Source organism: Streptomyces sp. SS1-1, assembly GCF_008973465.1.
In the GTDB taxonomy this organism is placed as follows: domain Bacteria; phylum Actinomycetota; class Actinomycetes; order Streptomycetales; family Streptomycetaceae; genus Streptomyces.
Window position 1 is genome coordinate 3,054,049 of record NZ_WBXN01000004.1, and the last position, 26,342, is coordinate 3,080,390.

22 protein-coding genes and 2 pseudogenes are annotated in these 26,342 nt (G+C 72.7%); 10 read left to right on the forward strand and 14 right to left on the reverse strand.

The genetic code is table 11. The features are described 5' to 3' along the window. From F8R89_RS15020 to rsmI, 6 genes are all read right to left on the reverse strand, one after another. Positions 1 to 897, reverse strand: a complete 897-nt coding sequence (locus F8R89_RS15020) for a 4-(cytidine 5'-diphospho)-2-C-methyl-D-erythritol kinase (protein WP_151784460.1) — start codon at positions 895 to 897, stop codon at positions 1 to 3. After that, entirely contained in the window at positions 894 to 1,796 is a 903-nt protein-coding gene (rsmA, locus tag F8R89_RS15025; protein ID WP_151784461.1) for a 16S rRNA (adenine(1518)-N(6)/adenine(1519)-N(6))-dimethyltransferase RsmA, read from the reverse strand. The genes F8R89_RS15020 and rsmA overlap by 4 nt, the downstream gene beginning before the upstream one ends. Before the next feature lie 58 nt (positions 1,797 to 1,854). Further along, positions 1,855 to 3,231 carry a resuscitation-promoting factor gene (locus F8R89_RS15030; RefSeq protein WP_151784462.1) on the reverse strand — a complete coding sequence of 459 codons (1,377 nt, stop codon included), beginning with the start codon at positions 3,229 to 3,231 and terminating at the stop codon, positions 1,855 to 1,857. 133 nt (positions 3,232 to 3,364) lie between these two features. Next, the gene (locus tag F8R89_RS15035; protein ID WP_151784463.1) at positions 3,365 to 4,252 is read right to left on the reverse strand and encodes a TatD family hydrolase; all 888 of its coding nucleotides are present in this window, start codon (positions 4,250 to 4,252) and stop codon (positions 3,365 to 3,367) included. Between the two features lie 46 nt (positions 4,253 to 4,298). Further along, positions 4,299 to 4,685, reverse strand: a complete 387-nt coding sequence (locus F8R89_RS15040) for a hypothetical protein (RefSeq protein WP_151784464.1) — start codon at positions 4,683 to 4,685, stop codon at positions 4,299 to 4,301. Between the two features lie 193 nt (positions 4,686 to 4,878). After that, positions 4,879 to 5,727 carry a 16S rRNA (cytidine(1402)-2'-O)-methyltransferase gene (rsmI, locus tag F8R89_RS15045; protein WP_151784465.1) on the reverse strand — a complete coding sequence of 283 codons (849 nt, stop codon included), beginning with the start codon at positions 5,725 to 5,727 and terminating at the stop codon, positions 4,879 to 4,881. 62 nt (positions 5,728 to 5,789) lie between these two features. Between rsmI and F8R89_RS15050 the strand changes: the two genes are divergently transcribed. From F8R89_RS15050 to F8R89_RS15060, 3 genes are all read left to right on the forward strand, one after another. Continuing rightward, on the forward strand, positions 5,790 to 7,532 hold the full coding sequence (locus F8R89_RS15050) for a dolichyl-phosphate-mannose--protein mannosyltransferase (RefSeq protein ID WP_151784466.1): 1,743 nt from the start codon (positions 5,790 to 5,792) through the stop codon (positions 7,530 to 7,532). Between the two features lie 124 nt (positions 7,533 to 7,656). After that, on the forward strand, positions 7,657 to 9,288 hold the full coding sequence (locus tag F8R89_RS15055) for a penicillin-binding transpeptidase domain-containing protein (RefSeq protein WP_151784467.1): 1,632 nt from the start codon (positions 7,657 to 7,659) through the stop codon (positions 9,286 to 9,288). A 101-nt stretch (positions 9,289 to 9,389) separates the two neighbouring features. Continuing rightward, the gene (locus tag F8R89_RS15060) at positions 9,390 to 11,057 is read left to right on the forward strand and encodes a penicillin-binding transpeptidase domain-containing protein (RefSeq protein WP_151784468.1); all 1,668 of its coding nucleotides are present in this window, start codon (positions 9,390 to 9,392) and stop codon (positions 11,055 to 11,057) included. A gap of 3 nt (positions 11,058 to 11,060) precedes the next feature. Here the strand turns inward: F8R89_RS15060 and F8R89_RS15065 are convergent, their stop codons facing one another. Next, entirely contained in the window at positions 11,061 to 11,423 is a 363-nt protein-coding gene (locus F8R89_RS15065; RefSeq protein ID WP_151784469.1) for an SsgA family sporulation/cell division regulator, read from the reverse strand. A 222-nt stretch (positions 11,424 to 11,645) separates the two neighbouring features. On the opposite strand from F8R89_RS15065, the gene F8R89_RS15070 reads away from it, so the two are divergent. The 4 genes from F8R89_RS15070 to F8R89_RS15085 all read left to right on the forward strand — a co-directional run bounded on the left by F8R89_RS15070 (position 11,646) and on the right by F8R89_RS15085 (position 15,490). Continuing rightward, the gene (locus tag F8R89_RS15070) at positions 11,646 to 12,701 is read left to right on the forward strand and encodes an energy-coupling factor ABC transporter permease (RefSeq protein ID WP_151784470.1); all 1,056 of its coding nucleotides are present in this window, start codon (positions 11,646 to 11,648) and stop codon (positions 12,699 to 12,701) included. A gap of 1 nt (position 12,702) precedes the next feature. After that, a complete protein-coding gene (cbiQ, locus tag F8R89_RS15075; protein ID WP_151784471.1) occupies positions 12,703 to 13,464 on the forward strand; it encodes a cobalt ECF transporter T component CbiQ in 762 nt (253 codons plus the stop codon). After that, the gene (locus tag F8R89_RS15080) at positions 13,452 to 14,210 is read left to right on the forward strand and encodes an energy-coupling factor ABC transporter ATP-binding protein (protein ID WP_151784472.1); all 759 of its coding nucleotides are present in this window, start codon (positions 13,452 to 13,454) and stop codon (positions 14,208 to 14,210) included. Before cbiQ ends, F8R89_RS15080 begins: the two co-directional genes overlap by 13 nt. 119 nt (positions 14,211 to 14,329) lie before the next feature. Further along, complete coding sequence (locus tag F8R89_RS15085; RefSeq protein ID WP_151784473.1) at positions 14,330 to 15,490, forward strand: serine hydrolase domain-containing protein; 1,161 nt, start codon at positions 14,330 to 14,332, stop codon at positions 15,488 to 15,490. A gap of 10 nt (positions 15,491 to 15,500) precedes the next feature. Here F8R89_RS15085 and F8R89_RS15090 read toward each other — a convergent pair whose 3' ends face one another. Together F8R89_RS15090 and F8R89_RS15095 are read right to left on the reverse strand one after the other, a co-directional pair. Then, positions 15,501 to 15,779 carry a DUF1876 domain-containing protein gene (locus tag F8R89_RS15090; RefSeq protein WP_151784474.1) on the reverse strand — a complete coding sequence of 93 codons (279 nt, stop codon included), beginning with the start codon at positions 15,777 to 15,779 and terminating at the stop codon, positions 15,501 to 15,503. 70 nt (positions 15,780 to 15,849) lie between these two features. Then, entirely contained in the window at positions 15,850 to 16,299 is a 450-nt protein-coding gene (locus tag F8R89_RS15095; RefSeq protein WP_151784475.1) for a hypothetical protein, read from the reverse strand. Between the two features lie 157 nt (positions 16,300 to 16,456). On the opposite strand from F8R89_RS15095, the gene F8R89_RS15100 reads away from it, so the two are divergent. After that, positions 16,457 to 17,938, forward strand: coding sequence for a purple acid phosphatase family protein (locus tag F8R89_RS15100; RefSeq protein ID WP_225994397.1), 1,482 nt, complete (start codon positions 16,457 to 16,459; stop codon positions 17,936 to 17,938). 13 nt (positions 17,939 to 17,951) lie between these two features. Here the strand turns inward: F8R89_RS15100 and F8R89_RS15105 are convergent, their stop codons facing one another. The 4 genes from F8R89_RS15105 to F8R89_RS15120 form a co-directional block, all read right to left on the reverse strand. Continuing rightward, a complete protein-coding gene (locus F8R89_RS15105) occupies positions 17,952 to 18,797 on the reverse strand; it encodes an EamA family transporter (protein WP_151784476.1) in 846 nt (281 codons plus the stop codon). Further along, positions 18,794 to 19,294 carry a YbaK/EbsC family protein gene (locus F8R89_RS15110; RefSeq protein WP_151784477.1) on the reverse strand — a complete coding sequence of 167 codons (501 nt, stop codon included), beginning with the start codon at positions 19,292 to 19,294 and terminating at the stop codon, positions 18,794 to 18,796. Before F8R89_RS15110 ends, F8R89_RS15105 begins: the two co-directional genes overlap by 4 nt. Positions 19,295 to 19,427: 133 nt before the next feature. Further along, on the reverse strand, positions 19,428 to 21,659 hold the full coding sequence (locus F8R89_RS15115) for an MMPL family transporter (protein WP_151784478.1): 2,232 nt from the start codon (positions 21,657 to 21,659) through the stop codon (positions 19,428 to 19,430). A 102-nt stretch (positions 21,660 to 21,761) separates the two neighbouring features. After that, positions 21,762 to 22,361 carry a TetR/AcrR family transcriptional regulator gene (locus tag F8R89_RS15120; RefSeq protein ID WP_151784479.1) on the reverse strand — a complete coding sequence of 200 codons (600 nt, stop codon included), beginning with the start codon at positions 22,359 to 22,361 and terminating at the stop codon, positions 21,762 to 21,764. Between the two features lie 207 nt (positions 22,362 to 22,568). Here F8R89_RS15120 and F8R89_RS15125 point away from each other — a divergent pair. Further along, positions 22,569 to 22,874, forward strand: a pseudogene (locus tag F8R89_RS15125) (hypothetical protein); the annotation flags it as partial. 3 nt (positions 22,875 to 22,877) lie between these two features. Here F8R89_RS15125 and F8R89_RS15130 read toward each other — a convergent pair. Continuing rightward, positions 22,878 to 24,512, reverse strand: a pseudogene (locus tag F8R89_RS15130) (penicillin acylase family protein); the annotation flags it as partial. A gap of 234 nt (positions 24,513 to 24,746) precedes the next feature. Between F8R89_RS15130 and F8R89_RS15135 the strand changes: the two are divergent. Continuing rightward, entirely contained in the window at positions 24,747 to 26,270 is a 1,524-nt protein-coding gene (locus tag F8R89_RS15135) for a potassium/proton antiporter (RefSeq protein ID WP_151784480.1), read from the forward strand. Positions 26,271 to 26,342: the final 72 nt, after the last annotated feature.

Consider the following 26,342-nt stretch of genomic DNA (forward strand, 5'->3'; position numbering starts at 1 on the left):
TCAGACCACTGTGGCCCCCGGCACCGGCCCCCACGCCGTGCGTACGTCTCGGCAGGTGCCGGAAGCCCGCAGCGCCGCCGCGACGGCCTCCGCGGCCTCCGCGCCCCGCGCCAGGAACGCCGTCGTCGGCCCCGACCCCGACACCAGCGAGGCCATGGCCCCCGCCGCGCGCCCCGCGGCCAGCGTGTCCGCCAGCTCCGGGAACAGCGACAGCGCCGCCGGCTGAAGATCGTTGGAGACGGTGGCCGCGAGCGCTTCCGCGTCACCCTTGGCGAGCGCGCCGAGCAGTTCCTGCGACACCACCGGCTCCGGGATCTCCCGCCCCTCCGCGAGCCGGTCGAACTCCCGGAAGACCGCCGGTGTGGACAGCCCGCGTGAGGCCATCGCGAACACCCAGTGGAAGGTGCCGCCGACGTCGAGGGGGCTCAGCTTCTCGCCGCGCCCGGTGCCGAGCGCCGCCCCGCCGACCAGGCTGAACGGCACGTCGCTGCCCAGCTCGGCGCAGATGTCCAGGAGTTCCGCGCGGGAGGCGCCGGTGCCCCACAGGGTGTCGCAGGCGAGGAGGGCGGCGGCCCCGTCGGCGCTGCCGCCCGCCATGCCGCCGGCGACCGGGATGTCCTTGGCGATGTGCAGATGGACGTCGGGTGTGCGGCCGTACCGCTCGGCGAGGGCGATGGCGGCGCGGACGGCGAGGTTGGTGCCGTCGAGCGGGACCTGCGCGGCGTCGGGGCCGTCGCACGTGACGCGCGGGCCGCCGGGCGAGGGCGTCGCGGTGACCTCGTCGTACAGACCGACGGCGAGGAAGACGTTGGCGAGGTCGTGGAAGCCGTCGGGGCGGGCGGCGCCCACCGCGAGCTGGACGTTGACCTTGGCGGGGACACGGACGGTGACGCTCACTGCTGGCCCTGCCCCTCGTGTCCGGCGCCCTTGTCCGCGGCGTCCTTGTTCTCGGCGATGCGCGCGAACTCCTCGACGGTCAGGGACTCGCCGCGCGCCTGCGGGGAGACCCCGGCGGCGACGAGGGCCGCCTCGGCGGCGGCGGCGGAACCGGCCCAGCCGGCGAGCGCGGCCCGCAGCGTCTTGCGGCGCTGGGCGAAGGCGGCGTCGACGACGGCGAACACCTCGCGGCGGGACGCGGTGGTGGCGAGCGGCTCCGCGCGGCGCACCAGCGACACCAGACCGCTGTCGACGTTCGGGGCGGGCCAGAAGACGGTCCGGCCGATGGCCCCGGCCCGCTTCACCTCGGCGTACCAGTTGGCCTTCACGGACGGCACCCCGTACACCTTCGAGCCGGGGGCGGCGGCGAGCCGGTCGGCGACCTCCGACTGCACCATCACCAGGGTGCGTTCGATGCTCGGGAAGGTCTCCAGCATGTGCAGCAGGACCGGGACGGCCACGTTGTAGGGGAGGTTGGCGACCAGCGCGGTGGGCGGCGGGCCGGGCAGCTCGGTGACGTGCATCGCGTCGGAGTGGACCAGCGCGAACCGGTCGGCGCGCCCGGGCATGCGGGCGGCGACGGTGGCGGGCAGCGCGGCGGCCAGCACGTCGTCGATCTCGACGGCGGTGACCCGGTCGGCGGCCTCCAGCAGGGCGAGCGTGAGGGAACCGAGCCCCGGGCCGACCTCGACGACCACGTCGTCGGGGCGGACCTCTGCGGTGCGGACGATACGGCGGACGGTGTTCGCGTCGATCACGAAGTTCTGGCCGCGCTGCTTGGTGGGGCGCACACCGAGGGCGGCCGCCAGTTCACGGATGTCGGCGGGGCCCAGGAGGGCGTCGGGGGTGGGGCTGCTCACCCGACAAGGGTACGGGGCGCCGCCGGGCCGGAACGCCGGAGCGGGCCCGGCGCCCGTCTCAGCGGTGCAGGCGCTGCCCGCAGTGCGGCCAGGGGCTGGTGCCCTGGCGGACGTACAGCTTCTTGGCCCGCATCGTCTGTTCCGCCGGCGGGGCGTCCTGGGGGCGGCCCCGGCCGCCGAGGCGCTGCCAGGTCTCGGTGTCGAACTGGTACAGGCCGCCGTACGTCCCCGAGGAGTCGACGGCGTCGGGGCGGCCGCCGGACTCGCAGGCGGCGAGCCCCTCCCAGTTCAGCCCGCCCGTGGAGTCCGTGGACACCGGCAGGGGCTTCGTGCCGACCTTGACGACCTGGGTCTGCGGCCGGCGCACCAGTTCGGTGCCGGTGCGCCGCGGCTTCTGCCGCACCCCGTTGACGGTGCGCAGTGTGTACGTGATGCGGCGCAGGCCCGCCCGTCCCGGCTGCTCGACGACCTCGGTGCCCCGGAACACGGTGGGGTCCTCGACACGCCGTACGTCGAAGGGGATGACCTCGTCGCGGATCTCCCGGCCGCCGGTGATCCGCAGCACGGTCACCGCCTGCCCGTCGCGCGGGAAGTCCCCGGCCCGCGCCGAGGTGGTGTCGTCGCCGCGCAGGGTGACGCCGGCCTGTTCGACGACCTCGGCGACGGTCGCGGCGTTGGTGCGGACGGTGCGGGCCCGGCCGTCCGCGAGGACCGTCACCGCGCGTTCGGTGCGCACGTTCAGGGTGAGCCCCTCGCGTCCGATGCGCTTCGAGCGCGGCACCGACACGTACGCGCCCTCGGTGCGCACCCCGAGCTCCCGCAGCGCCGCCTCCACGGTGCCCGCGGTCGTCCACACCTCGCGCCGGCGGCCGTCGAGGGTGAGCCGCAGGGGACGCCCGTGGCGCACGGAGACCTCGTCGCCGCTCTCCAGCGCCGATCCGGCGGGCGGGTCCACCATGTCGTGGGCGCCGACCTCGACGCCCTGGTCGGCGAGGAGCTCGGTGACGTCGTCGGCGAAGGTGTGCAGGGTGCGCGGGGTGCCGTCGACGGTCAGCTCGACCGCCTTGTCGCTGGCGACGAAGGCGCTGGTGCCGCCCGCGAGGAACGCGACGACGAGGGCCTGCGGGACCAGCCGGCGGATCGGCCCCTCGACCCGCTCGACGGTCCGGCCGCGCCGGCGGTGGGCGGCCCGCCGCCCGGTCCGGTGGTCCGCGCCGGGCGCGTACGCCCCTTCGGTCACCTCGTACGCCGGGCGGTAGGTGTCCTCGTACGTCTCAGGGCGGCCGTACCCGCTCTCGTGACGTTCCGTGTACGTCTCGAAGGCGGCCGGCGTGCCGTAGGGCACCGTGGGAGCGGTGTACGGGTCGAAGCCGCCGTACCCCGGGGGGTACGGGGACGGGCTCGGTCCATACGTCTCGAACTGCGCGTTGCTCACGACGACGCTCCAGCGGAGGGGTCCGTTCAGGGCCACCAGAACCTAGCGGAGCGCCGGGCGGTCACCAAGGCGACGCGGCTACGCACCGTAGTTTTTACGGGCGTTGGGAGCCGGGAGGGCCGTCGGGCGGGTGTCAGTTCGGGTAGGAGAAGGCCCGTGCGGTGTTCGATCCCAGGGCCGCGGCCAGCGTGTCCTCGTCGATGCCGCGCACCTCGGCCATGGCCCGGACCGTGATCGGAATGAGATACGGCGCGTTGGGCCGTCCGCGGTACGGGGCCGGGGTGAGGAAGGGCGCGTCGGTCTCCACCAGGAGCAGCTCCAGCGGGGCCACCGCGACGGCGTCCCGCAGGTTCTGCGCGTTCTTGAAGGTGACGTTGCCGGCGAAGGACATGTAGTACCCGGCGCGGGCGCACACCCGGGCCATCTCGGCGTCGCCGGAGTAGCAGTGGAAGACGGTCCGCTCGGGGGCGCCCTCCTCCTTGAGGATGCGCAGGACGTCGTCGTGGGCGTCGCGGTCGTGGATGACGAGGGTCTTGCCGTGCCGCTTGGCGATCTCGATGTGGGCGCGGAACGACGTCTCCTGCGCCCGGACGCCCTCGGGGCCGGTGCGGAAGTGGTCGAGGCCGGTCTCGCCGACGCCCTTGACGTGCGGGAGCGCGGCGAGCCGGTCGATCTCGGCGAGCGCCTCGTCGAGGGCCTCCGTGCCGCCGGCCTCGCGCGCGCCCTGCCGGGACCAGCCGTCGGGGTCCCCGTGCACGATCCGGGGCGCCTCGTTGGGGTGCAGGGCGACGGTGGCGTGCACGGCGTCGTACGCCGCCGCCGTCTCGGCCGCCCACCGCGAGCCGCGGACGTCGCAGCCCACCTGCACGACGGTGGTCACCCCGACGGAGGCGGCCTTCGCCAGGGCGTCCTCCACGCTGCCGGACTGCATGTCGAGGTGGGTGTGCGAGTCGGCGACCGGCACCCGCAGCGGTTCCGGGGCGGGCGGGGCGGCGTGCTTGTCGGCGGCGTTCGAAGGCATGCCCCGATCCTACGGAAGGGGCCCGCCGGGCCGGCCGGGCGCCGGGTCAGCCGGCCTTGCGGTGAAAGACGTGCAGGAGGTCGGAGAGCTGCCAGTGGTGCGGCGACCCGCCCGACTGCGCGGGGACGGCCGGCGAGGGGGCGGGGCCGGGGCCGCGCAGGGAGTTCTGCGCGGACGACACCCGCCCGGCGCGCATGATCCGCACCACGTGCCCGTCGCAGTTCTGGCAGGCGGGCCGGCTCAGCGGCGACGGCACGACCCGGCCGTCGGCCACGTACCGGACGAACTCCTGCCCGTCCCCGTCGTGGTGGTGCTCTATCGCGTACGACTGCTCCCAGCCGTGCCCGCAGCGCATGCACGCGAACGAGTACGACTCGTGGACGACGGCGGTCGCGGCGCCGTGAAGGCCCGGGATCTGTGCGCTCTCACTCATGCCGGCTCCTGGGGTCCGCTGGGCTGGGACGGGTCGGCGTCCCACGACCCAGTGGACTCCCCGGCGGATGCGAGCGCACGCGATCTGTCCAGTGTTGGCGGCGAATTGGCCGTTCCTTGCAGAAACGCCCGAGTCGCTTTACCCCGGCATGGGGCGCCCGCGCATCCGCGCATACGCCCTGCTCACACCGTCTTCACGCCTCCGCCTTCTTGGCCGCCACGACGGCGTCGAAGACCTCCCGCTTGGGCAGCCCGGCCTCGGCGGCCACCGCCGCGATCGCCTCCTTGCGCCGCTCACCGGCCTCCTCGCGGATACGGACCCGGCGCACCAGCTCGGCCGCGTCGACCTCCTCGGCGCCCTTGTCCGGGGCCCCCTCCACGACGACGGTGATCTCCCCGCGCACGCCCTCGGCGGCCCACTCCGCGAGCTCCCCGAGCCCGCCCCGCCTGACCTCCTCGTACGTCTTCGTCAGCTCCCGGCACACCGCGGCCCGCCGCTCGGGGCCGAACACCTCGGCCATCGCGGCGAGGGTGTCGTCGAGCCGGTGCGGGGCCTCGAAGTAGACGAGGGTGCGGCGCTCCCGCTCGACCTCGGCCAGCCGCGAGCGCCGCTCGCCCGCCTTGCGCGGCAGGAACCCCTCGAAGCAGAACCGGTCCACGGGCAGCCCGGACAGGGCGAGCGCGGTCAGCACGGCGGACGGGCCGGGCACCGCGGTGACCTTGATGTCCTTCTCCACCGCCGCCGCGACCAGCCGGTACCCCGGGTCCGACACGGACGGCATGCCCGCGTCGGTCACCAGCAGCACCCGCGAGCCCTCCAGCAGCGCCTCGACCAGCTCGGGGGTGCGCGCGGACTCGTTGCCCTCGAAGTACGACACGATCCGCCCCGACGGCTGCACCCCGAGCGCCTGGGTGAGGCGCTTCAGGCGCCGGGTGTCCTCGGCGGCGACCACGTCCGCGCCGGCCAGCTCCTGTGCGAGCCGGGGCGGCGCGTCCTGGACGTCGCCGATGGGGGTGCCTGCCAGTACAAGGGTTCCTGTCACGTTTCCAGTCTCGCAGGGCGCATCCGCGCGACTGTCACAGACGTGTTCCCTACGATGGCGCGGTGACCAGTACCGCGTCCTCCACGGACACCCGGCAGGGCCAGGCATCGCACGAGCAGCGGCCGTCGTGGCAGCAGCGGCTGCGCCGATTCGGCTACTCCGCCGCGCCCGGCGGCGACGTACGCGACCAGCTCGTGCCGCCGTACGTGGCGCCCAGCCCGCGGATGTGGCAGTTCCTCGGCGTCCCGGGGCCGCTCGCCGGCCGGATCACACGCTGGTCCGCGTGGGGCGGGCCGCTGCTGGTGACGCTGCTGGCGGGCGTGCTGCGCTTCTGGCACCTGGGCAGCCCGAAGGCGGTGATATTCGACGAGACGTACTACGCCAAGGACGCCTGGGCGCTGATCCACCGCGGTTTCGAGGTCAGCTGGGACAAGAACGCCAACAAGTCCGTCCTGGACCTGGCCGACAAGGTGCCGATCCCGACGGACGCGGCGTACGTCGTGCACCCGCCGGTGGGCAAGTACGTCATCGGGCTGGGCGAGCTGATGTTCGGGTTCAACCCGTTCGGCTGGCGCTTCATGACGGCGCTGCTCGGCACGCTGTCGGTGCTGATGCTGTGCCGCATCGGCCGCCGCATCTTCCGCTCGACGTTCCTCGGCTGTGTCGCGGGCGCGCTGATGGCCGTGGACGGGCTGGCGTTCGTGATGGCCCGCACCTCGCTGCTGGACGGGGTGCTGATGTTCTTCGTGCTGGGGGCGTTCGGCTGCCTGATCATCGACCGGGACCGGGCGCGCGCCAAGCTGGCGGCCGCGCTGCCGGTGGACGCCGACGGGCGGGCCCGTCCGGACGCGCACATCGCCGAGACCCTCCATCTCGGGCTGCGCCCCTACCGCTGGCTGGCCGGCCTGCTGCTGGGCCTGGCCATCGGCACCAAGTGGAACGGCCTGTACTTCCTGGCCGCGTTCGGCCTGATGACCGTGCTGTGGGACATCGGCGCCCGCCGCGTCGCCGGCGCCGGCCGCCCGTACAAAGCCGTGGCCCGCCACGACCTGGGCCTGGCCTTCCTGGCGACGGTCCCGGTGGCGATCGTCACCTACCTGGTCTCCTGGACCGGCTGGATCCTCTCCCCCACGAACGGCAAGGGCGGCTACTACCGCGACTGGGCGACCGCCAACGGACGCACCAGCGACTGGTCCTGGCTGTTCCCCGACTGGTGGCTGAGCCTGTGGCACTACGAGAACCAGGTGTACGACTTCCACGTCGGCCTGTCCTCGCCGCACACCTACCAGTCCAACCCGTGGAGCTGGATCGTCGACGGCCGTCCCGTCTCCTTCTTCTACGAGTCCCCGCTGCCCGGCCAGGACGGCTGCCCCTCCGACGCGGGCGGCAAGTGCGCCCGCGAGGTCCTGGCGATCGGCACACCCGTGCTGTGGTGGGCCGCGGCCGTGGCCGTCCTGTACGTCCTGTGGCGCTGGCTGCTGCGCCGCGACTGGCGGGCCGGCGCCATCGCCTGCGGCGTCGCGGCCGGGTACCTCCCCTGGTTCCTGTACCAGGAACGCACCATCTTCTTCTTCTACGCCATCGTCTTCCTCCCCTTCCTCTGCCTGGCCGTGGCGATGCTCCTGGGCGCGATCATCGGCCCACCCCGCTCCGGCGACACCCGCCGCGTCATCGGCGCGACGGCGGCGGGCGTCCTGGTCCTCCTGATCGCCTGGAACTTCATCTACTTCTGGCCCATCCACACCGGCCAGTCGATCCCGATCGACGAGTGGCGGTCGCGGATGTGGCTGGATACGTGGGTGTAGGCCCTCTTCGCCCCGTCGACCTTCGGTCACATGTTCGGTAGTCGTCGGTCACAAAAGAAAACACCTTCCACGGTTCTCCCCCACGCCACTTAAGGTGCCGGGGGGATGGAACGGGGAGGGGATCATGGCCAAGGGGGTCAAAGTCGCCGTTGTGGGTGGGGTGTTCGCCCTGATGGTGGGCGGGGCCGGGTACGGCGCCTACAACATCGTGTCGGCGCTGGACGGGGGCGGCGCCACCGGCGCCGGAGGGGCCGCGCGGTCCGGGCCGCCGGATGCCGAGGAGGTCGCGGAGACCACCGAGGCGTTCTTCGGGGCCTGGGAGAAGGGCAAGGCCGAGCAGGCCGCCGCGCGGACCAACAACGACGCGGCCGCCGGCGTTCTCCTGCGCGCCTTCGGCAAGGGCGCGCACATCGGCGAGGTGAAGATCACGCCGGGCAAGGCCAAGGGCACCACCGTGCCGTTCACGGTGGACGCGAAGGTGTCGTACGGCGGGAAGTCCGCGCCGCTGCGCTACGAGAGCCGGCTCACCGTGGTCCGCGGGGTGAGCACCGGCGAGGCGCTGGTCGACTGGGAGCCGTCCGTGGTCCACCCGGACCTGCGCAAGGGCGACACCCTGGTCACCGGCGAGGCCGCGAGCCCGCCCATCCAGGCCGTCGACCGCGACGGCACCGTGCTGACGAAGGACAAGTACCCCTCGCTCGGCCCGGTCCTGGACACCCTGCGCGAGCGCTACGGCGACAAGGCGGGCGGCGAGCCCGGTGTGGAGCTGTCGATCCGGCACACCGTCACCGAGGCCCCGGACACCTCGCTGCTGACCCTCTCCGAGGGCAGACCCGGCAAGCTGCGCACCACGCTCAGCGCGAGCGTCCAGGCCGCCGCCGAGAAGGCCGTCGAGAAGTACGGGCAGTCCTCGGTCGTCGCCCTCAAGCCGAGCAGCGGCGAGATCCTCGCCGTGGCCAACCACCGTGAGGACGCCTTCAACGCGGCGTTCCAGGGGCAGGTCGCCCCCGGTTCCACGATGAAGATCCTCACCTCGGCCATGCTCATCGACAACGGCCTGGCCACGATGAACGGCCCGGCGCCGTGCCCGGACACGGCGGTCTGGCAGAGCCAGACCTTCAAGAACCTGAAGGGCATGCGGCCCGACGAGGGCCCCGGCGCCACTCTTTCGGCCGCCTTCACCCGGTCCTGCAACACGGCCTTCATCAAGCTGGTCGGCCGCGACGGGGTCACGGACTCCTCGCTGACGGCGGAGGCCGAGCAGCGGTTCGGGATCGGCCGCGACTGGCGGACCGGCATCAGCTCCTTCGACGGCAGCGTGCCCGCCTCCGGCGGCCCGGACCGCGCGGCCAACGCGATCGGGCAGGGCACGGTCCAGATGAACCCGCTGACCATGGCGTCGGTGACGGCGACCGCGATCACCGGCACGTTCCGCCAGCCCTACCTGGTGCCGCGCACGCTCGACGACCGCGAGTTCGCGACCGCGTCCGGGCTGCGGCCGGGCACCGCGAACCAGGTCCGGCAGATGATGCGGCTGACCGCGACGCAGGGCACCGGCGCTGCGGCGATGCGCGGGCTGGGCGGCGACATCGGCGCGAAGACCGGTTCGGCCGAGGTCGACGGGGAGGCCACCTCGGACAGCTGGTTCGCGGCGTTCCGCGACGACGTGGCGGCGTCCGCGCTGGTCCAGCAGGGCGGACACGGCGGCGACGCGGCCGGTCCGATTGTCGCAGCCGTGCTACGAGCGGCAGGCTGACCTCACCCTCGGCGCCCGGGGACTCTAGGCTGTCGTCGTCGTTGTGCGTGAGGGCAGCGGGGCGCCGGGGACCCCTGGGATTCGCGAGGGAACGGAAAGCAGTGGGCAGAAGAAAGCGCGTCGCCGAGCGGCGGAAGACCAACCCCGCCGTGCTCGGCGGGATGATCGCCGTCGTCATCGGTGGCGCCGGGTTCGGCGTCTACGCCCTGTACGGCGGTGGAGCGGCGGCCGACACGCAGTCGTCGTCCGCCGAGCGGGCCAAGAAGGTCAAGTCGGGCCCGCTGTCCGGCAAGGAGGTCACCACGGCCGCCGAGGCGTTCCTCACGGCCTGGCAGAAGGGGAAGGTGGCCGAGGCGGCCGCCGCCACCGACGACAGCGCCGCCGCGAAGGCCCTGCTCACCGGCTACTCCAAGGACGCCCACATCAAGGACGTCACCCTCACGGCGGGCCCCCGCTCCGGCGACAAGGTCCCCTTCTCGGTGAAGGGCACCGTCAGCTACAAGGGCACCAGCAAGCCCCTCACATACGACAGCGCCCTCACCGTCACCCGGCGGGCCGAGGACGGCGAGCCGCTGGTCAAGTGGCACGCGGCGGTCGTGCACCCGGAGCTGAAGGACGGCGACCGGCTCGTCACCGGCGCGTCCGGCACACCGCCGGTGAAAGCGCTCGACCGCGACGGCGGCGAGCTGACCGTGAAGACCTACCCGTCGCTGGGCTCGGTCCTGGACGGGCTGCGCGAGAAGTACGGCGACAAGGCCGGCGGCACGGCGGGCGTCGAACTCCAGGTGGTCCGGGGCAAGGAGTCCCAGAAGGCGGAGCTGTCCGACACCACCCTGCTGGAGCTGAGCAAGGGCACGCCGGGCACGGTGAAGACGACGCTGAGCCCGGCGCTCCAGGCGCTCGCCGAGCAGCAGGTCGCCGCGAAGGAGAAGGCGTCGGTGGTCGTGCTGCGCCCCTCCACGGGCGAGATCCTGGCGGTGGCGAACTCCTCACACGGCTTCAACACCGCGTTCCAGGGTTCGCTGGCCCCCGGCTCCACGATGAAGGTGGTCACCTCCTCGCTGCTGATCGAGAAGGGCCTGGCGTCGGCGGACAAGCAGCACCCCTGCCCGAAGTACTTCACCTACGGGCACTGGAAGTTCCAGAACGACGACAAGTTCGAGATCAAGGGCGGGACGTTCAAGGCGAGCTTCGCCCGGTCCTGCAACACGGCCTTCATCAGCCAGGCGCCGAAGCTGGACGACGACAGTCTGACCAAGCAGGCGCAGCAGGTCTTCGGTCTCTCCCTCGACAACTGGTCGGTGGGCGTGCCCACCTTCGACGGTGCCGTCCCGGTGCAGTCGCAGGCGCAGATGGCGGCCGAGCTGATCGGGCAGGGCGGGGTGCGGATGAACCCGCTGAACATGGCGTCGGTGTCGGCGACCGTGAAGGAGGGCACCTTCAAGCAGCCCTACCTGGTCTCCCCCGAGGTGGACGGGCGGACGCTCGCGAAGGCGTCCCGGGCGATGTCCGCGTCGACGCTCGCGCAGCTGCGCGATCTGATGGGGTACACGGCCCGGTACGGCACGGCGGCCGAGGCGATGGCGGGGGTCGGCGGTGACGTCGGCGCGAAGACGGGTTCGGCCGAGGTCGACAACCAGAAGAAGCCCAACGGCTGGTTCACCGCCTACCGCGGCGACCTGGCGGCGGCGGGCGTCGTGCAGGCGGCCGGGCACGGCGGTTCGACGGCCGGCCCGATCGTGGCGGCGCTGCTGAAGGCCGGTGGCTGAGGCTCAGCTGTGCACGGGTTCCGTGGCGGCCAGATAGGTCCGCCGCAGGAACCGCATCAGCGCCTTCGTCTCGAACTGGACGACGGAGACGCCCTGCGGGGAGTGGAACTCGACCACGGCCTGCACCCGACCGCAGGGCCACACCCGGATCTCGCCGCTGCCGGCGGGTGAGCGCAGCCCCTGCTCCAGCAGGGTGCGTGAGCACGTCCAGTCGTGGGTGTCGCCTCCGGGCAGCCGGATGTGGACGACGCGCGGATCGGTGTCGGGGTCGTAGCGCAGGACCACGGGAACCGCGTCCTGTTCCGCGGCCAAGGCGTCCGCGTCGGTGACGATGTGGGCTCGTGCGTACTGCTCGACTACGGACATCGGACGGCCCCTAACCCGCGTGACCTGACGCGTGACCTGTGCGAAGGCTGTGCCTGCGCTCCTTCTCCAATGTCGCACATCTTCCCGATTCCGCTCGTCGTAGCCGGATCGGGCTCAGATGTGGGCGGAATCATGCCGCGCGGCCGTCCATGGCGACGGCGGTCGCAATGAGCAGCACCTCGCTCTTGCAACCCGTTCGCATTAAGCCACTATCATCGAACGGTGCACGTACCTGACGGATTCATAGACGCCCCCACCTCCGCCGTGACCGGAGTGGTCGCCGCGGCCGCGGTCGCCGTGAGCCTGCGCGGCGCCCGGCGCGAACTCGACGAACGCACCGCCCCGCTGGCCGGACTCGTCGCGGCGTTCATCTTCGCCGTCCAGATGCTCAACTTCCCCGTCGCGGCCGGCACCAGCGGCCACCTCCTCGGCGGCGCCCTCGCGGCGATCCTCGTCGGGCCCTACACGGGTGTGTTGTGCGTGTCGGTGGTCCTGCTCATGCAGGGCATCCTGTTCGCCGACGGCGGCCTGACCGCGCTCGGCGTGAACATCACCAACATGGCGATCGTGACGACCGTCGTCGCCTACGCCGTCTTCCGGCTGCTGGTGAAGGTGCTCCCCCGCGGCCGCCGCTCGATCACCGTCGCCTCCTTCGCCGCCGCGCTGCTGTCCGTCCCGGCCGCGGCGCTCGCGTTCACCCTGATGTACGCGGTCGGCGGCACCACCGACGTCTCCCTCGGCAAGGTCGCCACCGCGATGGTCGGCGTGCACGTCCTGATCGGCCTCGGCGAGGCCGCGATCACCGCGCTGACCGTCGGCGCCGTCGTCGCCGTCCGCCCCGACCTCGTGTACGGCGCCCGTGACCTGCGGCAGCGGCTGAGTCTGCGGGTGAACGGCGAGCTGGTCGACGCGCCCGCCGCCGAGCCCGCCCCGGTCGCCGCCCGCTCCCCCCGCAGGGTGTGGGCCGTGGGCCTGGTCACCTCCCTCGTCCTCGCCGGCTTCGTCAGCTTCTACGCCTCCGCGAACCCGGACGGCCTGGAGAAGGTCGCCGCCGACCACGGCATCGACAAGAAGGCCGAGGACCACGCCGCCGCCGACTCCCCGCTCGCCGACTACGGCGTCAAGGACGTCACCGACGCCCGGCTGTCCGGCGGTCTCGCGGGCGTGATCGGTGTCGGCGTCACCGTCGTCGCGGGCAGCGCGGTCTTCTGGGCCGTGCGCCGCCGCCGTACGGCCCATCCCGCCGACGTCTCCCCGGCGAGCACGGGCGGCGCCTGAGATGGGAGCGGGGCACGCGCACCGGCTCTACCGGCACGGGCACTCGCCCGTGCACGGACTGCCGCCGCACACCAAGCTGGCCGCCACGTTCGCGTTCGTCGTCGTCGTGGTCTCCACGCCGCGTGAGGCGATGTGGGCGTTCGGCCTGTACGCGGTGCTGCTCGCGGCCGTCGCCCGCACCGCGCGCGTGCCCGCCCGGTTCCTGCTGAAGCGGCTGCTGATCGAGGTGCCGTTCGTCGCGTTCGCCGTCCTCATGCCGTTCGTGGCGGAGGGCGAGCGCGTCGAGGTGCTGGGGCTGTCGCTGAGCGTCGGCGGTCTGTGGGGCGCCTGGAACGTGCTGGCCAAGGGCACCCTCGGGGTCGCCGCCTCGGTGCTGCTGGCCTCCACCACCGAGCTGCGCGAGCTGCTGCTCGGCCTGCAGCGCCTCAAGCTCCCCCCGCTGCTCGTGCAGATCGCGTCCTTCATGGTCCGCTACGGCGATGTCATCGCCGACGAGATGCGGCGCATGCGCATCGCCCGCGAGTCCCGCGGCTTCGAGGCGAAGGGCGTACGGCACTGGGGCGTGCTCGCGAAGTCCGCGGGCGCCCTGTTCATCCGCTCCTACGAGCGCGGCGAGCGGGTGCACCTGGCCATGGTCAGCCGCGGGTACGCCGGGACGATGCCGGTGATCGACGAGGTCACCGCGTCCCGCGCCCAGTGGACGTACGCCCTGACGCTGCCGCTTTCCGCCCTCGTCGTCTGTCTGCTGGGATGGACCCTGTGACCGCTTCCCTCGAGGTCTCCGGCCTCGCCTTCGCCTACCCCGACGGGCATCAGGCCCTGTTCGGCGTGGACTTCTCCATCGCGCGCGGCGAACGGGTCGCGCTGCTCGGCCCGAACGGCGCCGGCAAGACGACCCTCGTCCTGCACCTCAACGGCATCCTGAGCGGCGGCACCGGCACCGTGCGGGTCGCCGGGCTGCCCGTGGGCCGGGAGCACATGGCGGAGATCCGGCGCCGGGTCGGCATCGTGTTCCAGGACCCGGACGACCAGCTGTTCATGCCGACGGTCCGCGAGGACGTGGCGTTCGGGCCGGCCGCGGCCGGGCTCAAGGGACCCGAGCTGGAGGCGCGCGTCGACCGGGCGCTGGAGCTGGTCGGCATGGCGGAGTTCAAGGACCGCCCGCCGCACCATCTGTCGTTCGGGCAGCGGCGCCGGGTCGCGGTCGCCACCGTGCTCGCGATGGAACCGGAGATCCTCGTCCTGGACGAGCCGTCCTCCAACCTCGACCCGGCCTCCCGCCGTGAACTCGCCGACATCCTGCGCTCCCTGGACGTCACCGTCCTCATGGTCACCCACGACCTGCCGTACGCGCTGGAGCTGTGCCCCCGCTCGCTGATCCTGAGCGAGGGCGTGATCGCGGCGGACGGCCCGACCCGTGAACTCCTCGCCGACGACGCGCTGATGAGCGCGCACCGGCTGGAGCTGCCCTACGGCTTCGACCCGCGCTCGGTGCCCACGGGCGCCTGACCGCCGGCCTCGCGCGCGAGACGTCGGCCACACTTCGGAATCGAAGGTGGCGCACCCATGTTGGACTGGACACCGCAGGCGCCACGAGGGCGCCGGGTGTGGGTCGAGGGAGCACGGACGTGGATGTGAACGGCACGGTCGCCGAGGGCTTCGAGCCGGTCAGGGAAGCGTTCGCACGGAACTTCACCGGGCTCGGCGAGCGCGGCGCCGCCGTCGCCGTGTACCGCGACGGGCAGCGGGTCGTCGACCTGTGGGCCGGCACCCGGGACGTCGACGGCACCGAGCCCTGGCAGCGCGGCACCGCGCAGGTCGTGCGCTCGGCGACCAAGGGTGTCGCCGCCGCCGTGGCCCTGCTGCTGCACCAACGCGGGGAACTGGACCTGGACGCGCCGGTCGCGGCGTACTGGCCGGAGTTCAAGGCGCACGGCAAGGAGCGGCTGCTGGTCCGGCATGTGCTCGGGCATCGCGCCGGGCTGCCGGTCCTGGACGTGCCGCTCACCCCCGGGGAGGCGCTGGACCCCGAGCGCGGCCCGGCGGCGGTGGCCGCGCAGGCGCCTGTGTGGGAGCCCGGCACCGATCACGGCTATCACGCGCTGACGTACGGCTGGCTGCTGGACGGGCTGGTGCGGCGGGTCACGGGCCGCTGGGTCGGCGAATGGCTCGCCGAGGAGGTGGCGGGCCCGCTGGGGCTCGATCTGTGGCTGGGGCTGCCTCAGGAGGTGGCCGGCCGGGCCGGCCGCACCGGGCGCGTGGACGGTCCGGAGCCGTCGGGCGCACTGCGGGCCCGGCCGAAGCGGTCGGTGACGGCCGCCTACGAGGACCCGGACTCGCTGACGCGCCGCGCGTTCGCCGCGATCAGCCCGTTCCCCGACCAGAACGACCCGGCGTACCGCGCCGCCGCCCTCCCGGCGACGAACGGTGTCGCGACGGCCGACGGACTGGCCCGTTTCTACGCGGCCCTGATCGGCGAGGTCGACGGGCTACGGATCCTCGACCCGGCGACCGTGGAGCTGGCCCGCGCCGAGGAGTCCTCGGGCCCGGACCGCGTCCTCGTCGTCAACACCCGGTTCGGACTGGGGTACATGCTGCACGGAACCGCGTCGCCGCTGCTCGGCCCCGGCTCGTTCGGGCACCCCGGGCGCGGCGGCGCCCTCGGCTTCGCCGACCCGGAGACCGGGGTCGCCTTCGGCTATGTGACGAACGGCTTCCGGAAGACGGTGACGGCGGACCCGAGGGCGCAGGCGCTGATCCGGGCGCTGCGGACGTCTCTCGGCGCCTAGGAGACATCTCTTAGACGTGGATCGGGTGCGAGGTGCGCCCGGACGCCGAGTCGATCTCGGTGTGCGCCTTGGTGAGCATCTGCATCGCCAGCTCGTTCAGCGCGCGGGCTCCGGCGATCTCCTCGCCGACCCGGGGCTGGTAGGAGTCCGTGTGGTGCCGGCTGGCGTGCCCGTGGGCCCGTACCTCGGTGCCGTCGGGGAGCCGCACCATGGCGACGGCCCGCGTGTGCTGGTCGTCGTCCTCCATGAACTCCATCTCGACGTGCCATCCCACTGCGGTGTGCATCATCACGACCACCTCCGGAAGACCTGCTTCCAGGGTGCTCCTTCAGGGACGGGCTCGCCAGAAGAGCCCCGGCTCAGACGGCGAGGGCGAGCAGCGCCAGGTCGGCCAGGAGGAGGGGTGTGTAGAACAGCAGGAGGGTCGGGGTGAACCAGACCTCCCGCCAGGGCATGGTGCCCAGCTGGGAGGCCACGTTCATCGACAGCGGCTCGACGGTGCTGCCGGGCCGGCGGACCTCGTCGTACAGGCGGCGGTAGGCCCGTTCCTGGCGCAGGAAGAAGCAGTCGAGGTACCAGAAGCACACCAGCGGGACCACGCCGACGGCCGCGAGGTGCCAGCTCAGCCGGCTCGCGGACAGCGCGAGCAGACCGGCGGCCAGCGTGAGGGCCCAGCCCTTCACCAGGAACGAGTTGGTCCCCAGCCGCGAGATGGTGGCCTGGATGAACTCCAGGTGCTTGATCCGGTCGGGATGCAGGGGTTCCCGGTCGCCGACCCCCGCGTCCGACCCCTCGCTCAGCGCCGTCACTGTCCGCCCCCTCGGTGAACCGTCCGCCGGGACGATCGTAGTGCGCGGGCGGGTCCGCGGGGGCGGGTAGCGCGAGGTCGAAGGGCCGCTTCCGGACGCCGTGTTCGCCCCGGACGGGCCGCGTTTGAACGGGACGGGTACGGCAACCCGGGGTCAGGTGACCCCCGGCACCGGGCGCTGCTGCCTCTCCGCCCATCTCCCGGCTCTCGCCGCCCTGTCGGCGCTGCCGGGCCCCTGCGAGGTGCTGCGCTCCGGGGCGCGGCTGACGCCCGCCCTGCTGCGGTCGGCGGCCACGGCCGCCCGGTGGCCGCGCGCCCGGCACCCCGACGACCTGGCGGCCGTCCATCTGGAACTGGTCACGCTCACCGAGGACCGCGCGGTCGTCACCTGGTTCACCGGTGTCCCCGGCACCGACGACGGGGCGGGCCGCCCGCTGCCCGCCGTCACCGAGGGCGAGGTCGTCTACGGCACCCATCCGTCCCGGCTGGACCGGGTGGTGTCCGGGGGCCGGCCCACCGCCCACCACCAGGTCGAGCTGACCGGTCTGGAGCCGGGGCGGACGTACTACTACCGGGCCCGCTCGCGCGGGGTCGCCGCCACGCCCACCCCGCTGCACCTGGTGCGCGGCAACGCGGTCGGCACCTCGGCGTTCGGGCTGGGCACCCGCGGCGGCCCGTACTCCTTCACGACCCCGCAGCCGCCGCCCAGCCGGCATCTGCTGTCCATCGCGCTCTGCAACGACCTGCACCTCGGCGAGACCACCGCCGGGCTGGTCGGCGGGCTGCCGCTGCCGCGCGGGGTGCCGCAGCGGGCGGGCGGGGAGCCGTACCCGGAGCTGATGAGCCGGGCGCTGGTCGAGGAGGCCCGGCGGCGCGGGGCGGACGTGCTGCTCGCCGGGGGTGACATCTCGGCCTGCGGGGCGGCGCACGACCTCGCGGAGGCGAGGCGGATCCTCGACGGGTTCGGCACGCTCGGGCGGGACTGGTTCGTCGTGCGCGGCAACCACGACCGGTCGGCGCAGAACACGTTCGCCGCCGCGTTCGTGGACGGCGGTGGCCCCGGCTACTTCGCGCACGACCTCGGCGGGCTGCGCGTCCTGGGGCTCGACACCTACGTCAAGGCTGGCAACGGCTCCGACGCCGGCGGCCTCGGCCGCGAGCAACTGGCCTGGTTGCAGCACATGTTGAGGGAGCAGCCGGACCAGCCGACGCTGGTGTTCGGGCATCATCCGCTGACCGTGCGGGACTCGGTGTTCCCGGTGACCCGCGGCCACTGTCTGGACCGCGGGCAGGCCGGTGCCGTCCTCGACGCCTACGCGGACGCGCCGGGCGTCTTCCTGCACCACGCGGGCCACACGCACCGCAACAAGCGCACGGTGCTGGCCCGGGCCCCGCACGTCGTCCAGCAGGAGGTGGCGGCGGCCAAGGAGTACCCGGGCGGCTTCACCCTGCTCCGCGTCCACACGGGCGGCTACGCCCTGAACCACTACAAGGCGGGCGATCTGGCGGCCCGTCAATGGAGCGAGCGCAGCCGGCGCGTCGCCGCGGGCCTGTGGCCGCACCACTCGCTGGGCCGCTCGGTCGCCGACCGCAACAGCGTGACGGTCCGTGACCTGTCGGGGATCGCGGGACGGGCCTGAGGGACCGGCCGGGTCATCCCGCGTGCAGCATCAGCCCGATCCCGGCGACCAGCAGGAACGCGGCCGCGATGCGGGGCGCCCCGAAGCGCTCCTTGAAGAAGACGGCGCCGATGGCGGCGCCGACGATGATGGAGGACTCGCGCAGCGCCGCGACCGGCGCCAGTTCCGCCTGGGTCTGCGCCCACAGGACCAGGGCGTACGCGGCGACGGACAGGCCCGCGCCGAGCAGTCCGAGGCCCGCGTACGGCCGCAGCGCGGCCCCGGCCGAACCGCCCCGGCGGGCCAGGGTGAACGCGGGGATCACGAGGCCCTGGAGCAGCATCAGCCAGGCGATGTAGCCGAGGGACGACCCCGACGCGCGGACGCCGAGGCCGTCGAGCAGGGTGTACGCGGCGATGGTCAGCCCGGTGGCGAGGGCGGCGCCGATCGCCGCCCAGTCGGGGCGCCGGCCGCGCAGTCCCCACAGGGCGACGCCGGTCAGTCCCGCGCTGGACAGGGCGATGCCGGCGGCCGCCCAGCCGTCCGGCACCTCGTGGGCGAACACGGCGGCGAGGACGGCGACCACGAGGGGCGCGGTGCCGCGGGCGATGGGGTACGCCTGCCCGAAGTCCCCCAGCCGGAACGACGTCATGAGCAGCGCGTAGTACAGGACGTGGACGAGCGCGGAGGCGAGGAGGAACGGCCAGGCACCCGCCGCCGGGAACGTCCCGAAGGGCATGAGGGCGGTCCCGATGAGCGCGCCGCCGCCCGCGATGAGGGTGAACCCGACCAGCTTGTCGGTGATGCGGTGCGCGATGGCGTTCCAGCCGGCGTGGGTGACGGCGGCCGTCAGGACGGCGGCGGTGACCAGGGGGGTCACTGCTCGCGCACGTCCACGAGGGCGGCGCCGGCGTGGGCGACGAGGTCCTTGGGCCCGATCGGGAAGACGGCGTGCGGGTTCCCGGCGGCGGCCCACACGACCTCGTGCTCCAGCAGCGACCGGTCGGCGAGGACGCGGGTGCGGGTGCGGTGCCCGAAGGGCGGCACGCCTCCGATGGCGTATCCGGTGGTCTCGCGGACGACGTCGGCCTTGGCGCGGGTGACCTTCGCGGCGCCGAGTTCCTCCCGCACCCGGTCGAGGTCGACGCGGGAGGCGCCGTCCATGAGGACCAGGACGGGGACGCCGTCGGCGGCGAAGATCAGGGACTTGCAGATCTCGCTGAGTTCGCAGCCGATCGCGGCGGCGGCCTCGGCGGCGGTGCGGGTGGCGTCCGGGAAGCGGCGGACGCGGGGCAGCAGTTCGCCGAGGCCCAGGTCCCGCAGGGCGTCGGCGAACCGGGGGTGGGCTCCGGAGCCGGTGCTGTCGGTCGTCGTCATGCACGGCACGCTAGCGGTGTGTGTACGGGCCACGCGAGCCCGTTCCGCGTGCCGGACCGGCACGGCGGAGGCCGGTGAGGGCGCCCCGTCCCCACGGAGCCCTCGCCGGCCGGTCCTGTTCAGCGGCCGCGGATCACACGAGGGCGGCCGCGCGGTCCGCGTCCGGGTCGGTGTCCTTGCCGTCCCCGGGGGTGCGCAGGCCCTCGCCCTCCACGTCCACGTCGGGCAGGGCACGGTCCAGCCACTTGGGCAGCCACCAGGCCCGCTTGCCGAGCAGGGCGAGGACCGCCGGGACGATGGCCATGCGGACGACGAAGGCGTCGAAGAACACCGCGATCGCCAGGCCGAAGCCGATCATCTTGACCATGGACTCGCTGGAGCCGATGAAGCCGGCGAAGACCGCCATCATGATCACCGCGGCGGCGGTGACGACCCGGGCGCCGTGCCGGAAGCCGGTGACGATGGCCTGTCCCGGCTTCTCGCCGTGGACGTACGCCTCGCGCATCCGGGTCACGAGGAAGACCTCGTAGTCCATGGCGAGACCGAAGACCACCCCGACCATGAAGATCGGCATCATCGACATGACCGGTCCGGTCTCCTCGACGCCGAGCAGGCTCCCGAACCAGCCCCACTGGAAGACGGCGACGACCGCGCCGAGGGCCGCGAGGACGCTCAGCAGGAAGCCGAGGGCCGCCTTGAGCGGGACGAGGACCGAGCGGAACACCACGATCAGCAGCAGGAAGGCCAGGCCGACGACCAGCGCGAGATACGGCAGCAGGGCGTCGTTCAGCTTCTGCGAGACGTCGATGTTCATCGCGGTGGAGCCGGTGACCAGCACGGTGGCGTCGCTGTCGGCCTGGATGCGGGCGCCCTCGTCCCGGATGGAGTGCACCAGGTCCTCGGTGGTGACCGACGACGGCTTGGCGTTCGGGATGACGGTGATGGTGGCGGTGTCACCGGCCTTGTTGGGCGCGGCCGGCGTCACGGTGGCCACGTGGTCCAGCCGCTCGATGGTGCTGCCGACGTCGCCGAAGACGGCCTTCGGGTCGTCGGTGCCGCGGGCGTCGACGACGACCATCAGCGGTCCGTTGAAGCCCGGCCCGAAGCCGTCGGAGAGCAGGTCGTAGGCGCGGCGCTGGGTGGTGGACACCGGCTGCGAGCCGTCGTCGCCGAGCCCGAGTTCCAGGGAGGTCGCGGGGACGGCGGCCGCGCCGAGTCCGAGGACGCCGAGCAGCAGCACGGCGACGGGGCGGCGGACGACGAAGCTGGCCCAGCGGGTGCCCATGTTGGGCTTCGCGGTGCCGGACGCGGCCTTGCGCTCGGCACGCCGGCCGCCCATCCAGCGGCTCTTGGCGCCGGCGGGGCGGACCCTGCGGCCGGCGTAGCCGAGCAGCGCGGGGATCATCGTCAGGGCGATGAGGACGGCGATCACGACGGTGCCGGCGGCGGCGATGCCCATCTTGCTGAGCATGGGGATGTTGACGACCGACAGGCCGACGAGGGCGATGACGACGGTCAGTCCGGCGAAGACCACGGCGGAGCCGGCGGTGCCGACGGCCCGTCCGGCCGCCTCCTCGCGGTCGCGTCCCTCGGCGAGCTCGGCCCGGTAGCGGGAGACGATGAACAGGGCGTAGTCGATGCCGACGGCGAGGCCGATCATCGTCGCGAGGATCGAGGTGGTGGAGCCGAGTTCCAGCGCGGAGGCCAGGGCGCCGATCGTGGAGACGCCGATGCCGACGCCGATCAGCGCGGTGAGCAGCGGGAGTCCGGCCGCGACGAGCGAGCCGAAGGTGATGACGAGGACGACGGCGGCGATCGCGATGCCGATGACCTCGGTCGCCCCGGTCTCGGGAGCCGTCTGGAGGGCGTCGCCGCCGATCTCGACGGTCAGTCCCGTGTCACGGGCGTCCTGCGCGGCGTCCTCCAGTGCCTCGCGCGAGGTGTCCGCCAGCTCCATGCCGGAGACCTTGTACTTCACCGACGCGTAGGCGATCGTGCCGTCCTCGCTGACGGCGTTCGCGGTGTACGGGTCGGCGACGGAGGCCACCTCGGAGCCGTCGGACAGCTCCCGGACGGTGTCCTTCACGGCCGTCCTGTTCCCGGCGTCGGTCATCTTCTGGCCGTCGGGGGCCTTGAAGACGACCCGGGCGGTGGCGCCGTCGGCGCTCATCCCGGGGAAACGTTCATCCAGCAGGTCGAAGGCCTTCTGGGCCTCGGTGCCGGGGATGGAGAAGGACGTGCTGCCCGCGCTCGGGGCGGTGGCCGCGCCGACCCCCGCGAGGGCGAGCAGCGCGACCCAGATGAGGGCGACGAAGTGGCGTCGCCTGAAGGCGAGCCGGCCGAGTTTGTACAGGAACGTGGCCACGAGGGCGTCTCCCGGTCAGGTCGTGGGTTGGTTCTGGGCAGGGGTGATCAGCCCGACGACGTGAGCGGTTACGTCAGGAAGGGGCTTGCGTGAGGGGACCCGTCAGCCGACGGGGACGCCGAGGGCGGGGAGGACGACGGCGTCGATGTAGGAGGTGAGGAAGGCCTTCGTCGGCGGCATGTCGTCGATCAGCGTGCGCGTGGCGAACGCGCCGATGAGCATGTGCACGACGTAGTCGAGCGCGGGGCTGTCGGCGCGGACCTCGCCGCGGTCGACGGCCCGTTGCACGATCCGCCGGAACTCCGCCATCTCGGGTTCGATGAGGAGTTCCTTGAACGCCTGCAGGAGGTCGGGGTTGTTGTGCACCGCCATGAACAGACCGCGCATCAGCGCGGCGTTCTGCTGCATGGTGCAGTCGTCCTCCTGGGACGTGAGGGTGTGGAGGTCGCCCCGCAGGGACCCGGTGTCGATGTCGGAGACGTTGCCCGGCTTGGTGTGCCGGATCGCCTTGACCACCAGCTCCGGCTTGCCGCCCCACTGGCGGTAGAGCGTCGCCTTGCTGGACCGGGTGCGGGCCGCCACGGCGTCCATGGTGAGGGCGTCGTAGCCGACCTCCCGGAGCAGGTCGAGCACGGCCGCGTACAGCTCGGCCTCGCGCTCGGGGGTGATGCGTGAACGCCGTGTCGTGGACACCTCGGTCATCGCTGCCACCCTCCTCCTCCGAACGATACGGTTTCGTACACCTGAGACGATAGCGCACCCCCCTAACGAAACGAAACGGTTTCGTACGTGGCCTGGGTCACGGACGGCGATTCCCGGCCACCCGGGCCCGGCGCCCCTCCGAACGGGCGACCAACGGGCGGTACGACACGAGTTGCCCCCATAAGCCCCCGGGCGAAGCATGGGGAGGTGAGCTACCTGCGCCTACCGCACCTGAGCGGCGACCTGCTGTGCTTCGTGGCCGAGGACGACCTGTGGCTGGCCCCCCTCGACGCCCCGGGCCGGGCCTGGCGGCTCACCGTGGACCGCGCCAAGACCGGCCACCCCCGCTTCTCCCCCGACGGCCGGCACATCGCGTACACGAGCTGGCGCACCCTCGTCCCCGAGATCCACCTCGTGCCCGTCGACGGCGGTGCCACCACCCAGCTCACCCACTGGGGCTCCAGCGACACCCAGGTGTGCGGCTGGGACCCCGACGGGAGGATCCTCGCCGTCGGGGTCCCAGCCGGGCGCCGGGACCGAGCCGTCGTAGCCCTTCGCGCGCGTGGGGATCTTGCCGGGCAGCGTGTAGCCGATGTTGTCCTCGCGGTCCGCGTAGATCAGGTTCTGCGAGGGGACGTCGAACAGGGCGGCCGCGGAGCGGAAGTCCTTCCAGTTCCTCGCCTTGTCCATGGCGAAGACGGCGTCCATGGTGGTGCCCGCGTCCAGCGCGGTCCAGCGCAGCGAGATGCCGTAGCCGTCGCCCCGGTCGGGGGCCGCGGTGTCCACGGTGGCCTTCTTGCCGACCTTGACGAGCTCGGAGCTGCGGTCGGAGAGCAGCGGGCCGTTCTTCGTCGCGCGGACGACGATCTTCTTCGGTTCGCCGCCGGCGACCTTGATGGTCTCCTGGCGGGTGGTGAAGGGCACCGTCTTGCCGCCGTACAGGTAGCCGTCGCCGGACAGCTTCTCCAGGTACAGGTCGGTGACGTCGACGCCGGAGTTGGTCATGCCCCAGGCGATGTCCTGGTTGTGGCCGATGACGACGCCCGGCATGCCCGCGAAGGTGTAGCCGGCCACGTCGTACTGGCAGGAGGCGGAGACCGCGCGGCAGTGCAGGCCCATCTGGTACCAGACGGACGGCAGCGAGGCCGACAGGTGCGGGTCGTTCGCCAGCAGCGGCTTGCCGGTGATGGTGTGCTTGCCGCCGACCACCCAGGAGTTGGAACCGATGCCGTTGCCGTTCACGCCGACGGCGGTGGGCAGCTTGTCCAGGACGTCCTGGAGGCCGGCCAGCTGGCTCTGCAGGCCGGTGGTGCCGGACGTCCCGGCCGTACCGCCCGCGCCGGTGGCGCCGCCCGTGGCGTCCTCCGGACCGTACGTCTTGGTGATCGCGTCGTAGCCGCCGGTCCGCACGATCGGCTTGTTCCGGCTGTACGGGTACTGCGGGTACAGCTCGGCGATCTGCTGGGGGCCGAGGCGGCTGGTCATCAGGGCGCGGTCGATCTCGTCCTGCATGTTGCCGCGCAGGTCCCAGGCCATCGCCTTCAGCCAGGCGATCGAGTCGACCGGCGTCCACTGCTCGGGCGCGTAGTCGTTGGTGAAGCCGAGGGCCGCGTACTCCAGGGAGATCTCCGCGCCGTCCTTGCCCGCCAGGTAGGCGTTGACACCCTTGGCGTACGCCTGGAGGTACTTCTTCGTGGCGGCCGACAGCTTGGTGTCGTACTCCTGCTTGGCGATCCGGTCCCAGCCCAGGGTGCGCAGGAACTCGTCGTTGTCGACCTGCCCCTTGCCGAACATCTCCGACAGGCGCCCGGAGGTCATGTGCCGGCGGACGTCCATCTCCCAGAACCGGTCCTGCGCCTGCACGAAGCCCTGCGCCATGAACAGGTCCTCGTCGGAGGAGGCGTAGATCTGCGGGACGCCGTAGCCGTCCCGCTTGACGTCGACCGGCCCGGACAGGCCGTCGAGCGTGATCGAGCCCTTCGTCTGCGGGAACGACGCGCGGACGGTGCTGATGGACCAGTACGCACCGCCGGTGACACCCGCGATGACGGCCAGCACCAGGACCAGGACGAGCAGACGCGCTCTGCGCCCCTTCTTCCTGCCGGACTTGCCGGGCTGCTGACCCGTGGAGGCGGTGGTGTTCGGGGGCATCGCTGTCCTTGCTGTCCTAACGCGAGCGGCAGACGGTCCTGGAGTGCTGGAGCAACCATAGGCGCAGGGCCCGGTCGGACTTGACGCGGAGTGGGCAACCCGAGCGGACGGACGTTCGATCATGCCCCCATGAGCGTCAAGAAATCGTCAAGAGTTAGGTAAGGTAATGAAGTAGTTGGGTGCGGAGCACCGCCACTTCGTGTCCTATGTTCATGAGCCCCCGCGCGCGTACACGTGGGCCAGGGAAGGGAACGGCCGCTGACTGTCCACGACCTCAACCAGCTTCTGCTCGTCTGCTCGCTCGTGCTGCTCAGCGCCGTCGCGGCGGTCCGCATCTCCTCGCGCAGCGGCCTTCCCAGCCTGCTCGTCTACCTGGGCATCGGCGTCCTCATGGGGCAGGACGGCATCGGCATCCGCTTCGACGACGCCGAGCTGACCCAGGTCATCGGCTACGCCGCCCTGGTCGTGATCCTGGCCGAGGGCGGACTCGGCACGAAGTGGAAAGAGGTCAAGCCCGTCCTGCCGGCCGCGTCCGCGCTCGCCACGCTGGGCGTCACCATCAGCGTCGGCGTCACCGCGTCGGCCGCCCACTACCTCGTCGGGCTGGACTGGCAGCAGGCGCTGATCATCGGGGCCGTGGTCTCCTCGACCGACGCCGCCGCCGTGTTCTCCGTGCTGCGCCGCATCCCGCTGCCCTCCCGGATCACCGGCACCCTGGAGGCCGAGTCCGGCTTCAACGACGCGCCCGTGGTCATCCTCGTCGTCGCCTTCTCCCACCGCGGCCCCATCGAGCAGTGGTACGTGCTGCTCGGCGAGATAGCGCTGGAACTGGCGATCGGCGCCGCCATCGGCCTCGCGGTCGGCATGCTCGGCGCCTGGGGCCTGCGTCATGTCGCGCTGCCCGCCTCCGGCCTGTACCCGATCGCCGTCATGGCCATCGCCGTCACCGCCTACGCGGCCGGCGCCATGGTCCACGGCAGCGGATTCCTCGCCGTCTACCTCGCCTCGATGGTGATGGGCAACGCGCGCCTGCCGCACTGGCCGGCCACCCGCGGCTTCGCCGAAGGGCTCGGCTGGATCGCCCAGATCGGCATGTTCGTCCTGCTCGGACTGCTGGTCACCCCGCACGAACTGGGCGACGACATCGTGCCCGCCCTGATCATCGGCCTCGCGCTGACCATGCTGGCCCGTCCGCTCAGCGTCATCGCCTGCCTGACCCCGTTCCGGGTGGCCTGGCCGGAGCAGGCCCTGATGTCCTGGGCCGGTCTGCGCGGCGCCGTGCCCATCATCCTCGCGACGATCCCCGTGGTGAGCGGCGTCGAGGGCAGCCATCGCATCTTCAACATCGTCTTCGTGCTGGTCGTCGTCTACACCCTGATCCAGGGGCCGACCCTGCCCTGGCTCGGCCGCAAGCTGAGGCTCGGGGAAGGCCCGGAGGCAGCCGACCTCGGCATCGAGTCGGCGCCCCTGGAGCGGCTGGGCGGGCATCTGCTGTCCTTCGTCATCCCCGAGGGCTCGAAGATGCACAACGTCGAGGTCGCCGAGCTGCGCCTGCCGCCGGGCGCCGCCGTCACCCTCGTCGTCCGCGACGGAAAATCGTTCGTCCCGCAGCCGGCGACCGTGCTGCGGCACGGCGACGAACTCCTCGTGGTCGCCACCGACCCGGTGCGCGACGCGGCCGAGCGCCGGCTGCGCGCCGTCAGCGCCGGCGGCAAGCTGGCCGGCTGGCTGGGCACGGACGGACTGAGCCGCTCCTGAGTCATGTCCGGCCCCGCTCCGGTGAAGCGCAGGCGGGGGGCCGGGACGTGCTGGCTTTCACAGGGGTGCGGG